The 4810-nt window shown below is 66.0% G+C and carries 4 protein-coding genes; all 4 read left to right on the forward strand.

The window, feature by feature from the left end; genetic code table 11:
* A partial coding sequence (locus E8E75_RS12120; protein WP_280358946.1) for a DUF485 domain-containing protein occupies nt 1–246 on the forward strand: 246 nt, incomplete at its 5' end.
* On the forward strand, nt 243–1892 hold the full coding sequence (locus E8E75_RS12125; RefSeq protein ID WP_280358947.1) for a cation acetate symporter: 1650 nt from the start codon (nt 243–245) through the stop codon (nt 1890–1892). The genes E8E75_RS12120 and E8E75_RS12125, both read left to right, overlap by 4 nt.
* Nucleotides 1893–1954: 62 nt before the next feature.
* The gene (locus E8E75_RS12130) at nt 1955–3727 is read left to right on the forward strand and encodes an acyl-CoA dehydrogenase C-terminal domain-containing protein (protein ID WP_153918455.1); all 1773 of its coding nucleotides are present in this window, start codon (nt 1955–1957) and stop codon (nt 3725–3727) included.
* A gap of 88 nt (nt 3728–3815) precedes the next feature.
* Nucleotides 3816–4810 (forward strand): OprD family porin (locus E8E75_RS12135; protein ID WP_280358949.1); only part of this gene is annotated, 995 nt, incomplete at its 3' end.

Genomic DNA, 4810 nt, shown 5'->3' on the forward strand with positions numbered 1-4810 from the left:
GCCGTTCTCGCCTGGTCGCTCAGCGCCCTGGTGCTGGCGGTCTACTACCTGTTCATCATGCTCGTGGCCTTTGTCCCCGGCTGGCTGCACCTGCCGCTCTACGAGGGCAGCCATCTCAGCCGCGGCATCCCGCTGGGTGCCGCCATCATCGTTCTTTCCTGGCTGCTGACCGCCTGGTACGTGCGTCACGCCAATAACCGCTTCGATGCACTGAGCGCGGAAATCCTCGCGGAGGGTCAGGCATGAAAGCCCTCCTCGCCCTCCTTGCCCTCGCGCCGCTGAGCGGCTTCGCCGACACCATCACGGCGCAGAAGCAACCCCTCAACCTGCATGCCATCGGCATGTTCTTCGTCTTTGTCCTGGCCACCCTGGCCATCACCTGGTGGGCCGCGCGCCGCACCCGCTCCGCCGCCGACTTCTACACCGCTGGCGGTGGCATCTCGGGCTTCCAGAACGGCCTGGCGATTGCCGGCGACTACATGTCGGCGGCCACCCTGCTGGGCCTTTCGAGCCTGGTGTTCGCCAAGGGCTACGACGGCTTCGTCTACATCATCGGCTTCTTCGTCGGCTGGCCCATCGTCACCTTCCTGATGGCCGAGCGCCTGCGCAACCTGGGCCGCTACACCTTCGCCGACATCGTCTCCTACCGCCTGGACCAGACCCGCATTCGCAGCTTCGCCGCCCTCGGCTCGCTGACCGTGGTCTGCTGCTACCTGGTCGTGCAGATGGTCGGCGCCGGCCAACTGATCAAGCTGCTGTTCGGCCTGGACTATCAACTGGCCGTGGTAGTGGTCGGTGTCCTGATGCTGGTCTACGTGATCTTCGGCGGCATGATCGCCACCACCTGGGTGCAGATCACCAAGGCCGTCCTGCTGCTGGCCGGTGGCACCGCACTGGTGCTGATGGCCATGAGCGAGTTCGGCTTCAGCTTCGAGAACCTGGCCGAGCGAGCGGTCGCCGTACACGCCAGCGGCGTCAAGATCATGGGGCCCGGTACCTTGCTGGCCGACCCGATCAGTGCCGTCTCGCTGTCCCTCGGCCTGGTGTTCGGCATCGCCGGCCTGCCACACATCCTGATGCGCTTCTTCACTGTGCCCAATGCCAGGGAAGCCCGCCGCTCGGTGCTGTTCGCCACCGGCTTCATCGGTTTCTTCTTCCTGGTGGTCTGCGTGCTCGGCTACACCGCGATCGTGATCGTCGGCACCGACCCGCAGTACTTCGTCGACGGCAAGCTGGGTGGCGCCCTGGTGGGCGGCGGCAACATGGTCGCCATGCACCTGGCCCAGGCAGTGGGCGGCAACCTGTTCCTCGGTTTCCTCTCCGCCGTAGCCTTCGCCACCATCCTCGCCGTGGTTGCAGGCCTTGCCCTGGCGGGCGCCTCGGCCATCTCCCACGACCTCTATGCCTCTGTGCTGAAAAAGGGGCACGCCAGCGAGAAGGATGAAATGCGGGTGTCGCGCATCGCCACCGTGGCTATCGGCCTGGTCGCAATCGGCCTGGGCATTCTCTTCGAGCAGATGAACATCGCCTTCCTCGTGGGCCTGACCTTCGGCGTCGCCGCTTCGGCCAACTTCCCGGTGCTGATCATGGCCATGTACTGGAAAGGCCTGACCACCCGTGGTGCCCTCTGGGGCGGGCTGACCGGGCTGGTGAGCGCCCTGGCCCTGGTGATCTGTGCACCGGCCGTCTGGGTCGGCGTGCTGGGCCATGAGAAGGCACTGTTCCCCTACGACCAGCCGGCGCTGTTCTCCATGCCGCTGGCGTTCCTGGTGATCATCGTCGTCTCCACACTCGATCGCAGCGCCCGCGCCAGCCGCGAACGCGCCGCCTATGACGACCAGTTCGTGCGCGCCCAGACCGGCCTGGGGGCTGCCGCCGCCAGCAGCCACTGAACCATCCGGCACGGCCTGCGGGCCGTGCCTTCCCGCAATCGCCGTAACAGAGGTTCCACGCCATGCCCGAATACAACGCCCCGCTGCGCGACCTGCGCTTCGTCCTGCATGAGGTCTTCGACGCCCCGTCCCTCTGGGCGCGCCTGCCTGCGCTGGCCGAACGGGTCGATGTCGACACCGCCGACGCCATCCTGGAAGAAGCGGCCAAGGTCACTGGGCAGCTCATCGCCCCGCTCAACCGCAGCGGTGACGAAGAAGGCGCTCAGTGGCACGAGGGCGTGGTCAGCACCCCGACAGGCTTCAAGGAGGCCTACGCCACCTATATCGACGGTGGCTGGGTGGGGCTTTCCGGCAACCCGGACTTCAGTGGCCTGGGCATGCCGAAGATGCTCGCTGTGCAGTTCGAGGAAATGCTCTACGCCGCCAACTCCAGCTTCGCCCTGTACTCCGCGCTGTCCTCCGGCGCCTGCCTGGCCATCGACGCCCACGCCAGCGCCGACCTGAAACAGACCTACCTGCCCCCGATGTACGAAGGTCGCTGGGCCGGCTCGATGTGCCTCACCGAACCCCAGGCTGGCACCGATCTCGGCATCATCCGCACCAAGGCCGCCCCCCAGGCCGACGGCAGCTACCGCATCACCGGTACCAAGATCTTCATCACCGGAGGCGAACAAGACCTCACCGAAAACATCATCCATCTGGTGCTGGCCAAGCTGCCGGATGCGCCGGCCGGTCCCAAGGGCATTTCCCTGTTCCTGGTGCCCAAGGTGATGGTCAACGCAGATGGGTCCCTCGGCGCGGCCAACGCCGTGAGCTGCGGCTCCATCGAGCACAAGATGGGCATCAAGGCCTCGGCCACCTGCGTAATGAACTTCGACGGCGCCAGCGGGTGGCTGATCGGCGAAGCCAACAAGGGCCTGGCGGCGATGTTCACCATGATGAACTACGAGCGCCTGTCCATCGGAATCCAGGGCATTGGCTGCGCCGACGCCTCCTACCAGAGCGCCGTGGCCTACGCCCGCGAGCGCATCCAGAGCCGCGCGCCCGCCGGCCCAGTGGCGCGGGACAAGGTGGCCGACCCGATCATCCATCACCCCGACGTGCGCCGCATGCTGCTCAGCATGAAGGCCATGACCGAGGGTGGCCGCGCATTCGCCTGCTATGTCGGCCAGCAACTGGACCTGGCCAAGTACGCCGATGACAGCGACGAACGCCAGCGCGCCGAGGCCCTGGTGGCCCTGCTCACTCCGGTGGCCAAGGCCTTCTTCACCGACACCGGCCTGGACAGCTGCGTGCTCGGCCAGCAGGTGTTCGGCGGCCACGGCTACATCCGCGAATGGGGCCAGGAACAACTGGTACGCGACGTACGCATTGCGCAGATCTACGAAGGCACCAACGGCATCCAGGCCCTCGACCTGCTGGGCCGCAAGGTAGTGGCCAACGGCGGCGCCGCACTCAAGCTGTTCTGCGCCGATGTGCGCGCCTTCGCCAGCCAATCCGCCACCCCCTACACCACCGAACTACTGGAAGCCCTCGGGCGCCTGGAGGGCGCCAGTGAATGGCTGCTGGCCCAGGCCAGCCGCAGCCCCAACGAAGTGGGCGCAGCCTCGGTGGAATACCTGCAGCTTTTCGGCCATGTGGCCTACGCCTGGCTGTGGGCGCGCATGGCTGCCGTAGCCGAAGCGCGTCGAGAGGAGGACGAGGCCTTCTACGGCGCCAAGCTGGCCACCGCCGAGTTCTTCTTCCGTCGCCTGCTACCGCGCACCCTGGCCCTGGAGGCCAGCATCCGCGCTGGCGCCGAGCCGCTCTTCGGCCTTTCCAGCGAACAGTTCTGACCCTTGAGCGTGGCGCGGCCCGTGCTCCTTTGGGCCGCGCTTTTTTAATACCGCTGTACCTGAAAAAACAAAAACAAGAGGACTCACGATGACCCGTACCACCCTCACCTCCCACCTACTGTTCGTCGGCGGCGCGCTGTGTTGCTCCACACCCGCCCTGGCGGACTTCGTCAAGGATTCGAAAGCCAGCCTGGAGCTGCGCAACTTCTACTTCAACCGCGACTTCCGCCAAGACAACGCGACCCAGGCCAAGGCCGAGGAATGGGCCCAGGGTTTCCTCCTGCGCTATGAGTCCGGCTTCACCGAGGGACAGATCGGTGTCGGCGTCGACGCCATCGGCCTGCTCGGCGTGAAACTCGACTCCAGCCCTGACCGTGCCGGTTCCGGACTGCTCAAGCGTGACCGCGAAGCGCCCAAGCGCGCCCAGGATGAATACGGTGAGCTGGGCCTGACCGCCAAGCTGCGCGCCTCGAAGAGCACCCTCAAGCTCGGCACCCTGATGCCCAAGCTGCCGGTGCTGCTGGCCAACGATTCGCGCTTGCTGCCGCAGACGTTCGAAGGCGGTCAACTCAACTCCCTGGAGATCGACGGCCTGACCTTCGATGCCGGACGCCTGCGCCAGGTGAACCAGCGCGACTCCTCGGACTACGAGGACATGAGCATCACCACGGTGGGCGTGAAGAACATCCGCGCGCGCCAGACCACCAGCGATGCCTTCGACTTCGCCAACCTCAGCTACAAGTGGAACGACGCCCTCACCACTGGTTATGGCTTCGGCCGCCTGGACGACTTCTACCGCCAGCACTACCTGAGCCTGAACCACCTGCTGCCCCTGGGTGACGGCCAGAGCCTGAAGAGCGACCTGCGCTTTGCCCGCTCCACTGACGAGGGCGGTAGCAATGTCGACAACAAGGCCTTCGGCGCAATGTTCACCTACGGCTTCGGCGGCCACGCCGTGGGCCTGGGCTACCAGCGTATGAGCGGCGACACCGGCTTCGCCTACGTCAATGGCAGCGACGCCTACCTGGTGAACTTCGTGCAGATCAGCGACTTCGCCAACCGCGAGGAACGCTCCTGGCAGGC

Origin of the sequence: Pseudomonas sp. BN606 (assembly GCF_029873115.1) — a bacterium.
In the GTDB taxonomy this organism is placed as follows: domain Bacteria; phylum Pseudomonadota; class Gammaproteobacteria; order Pseudomonadales; family Pseudomonadaceae; genus Metapseudomonas.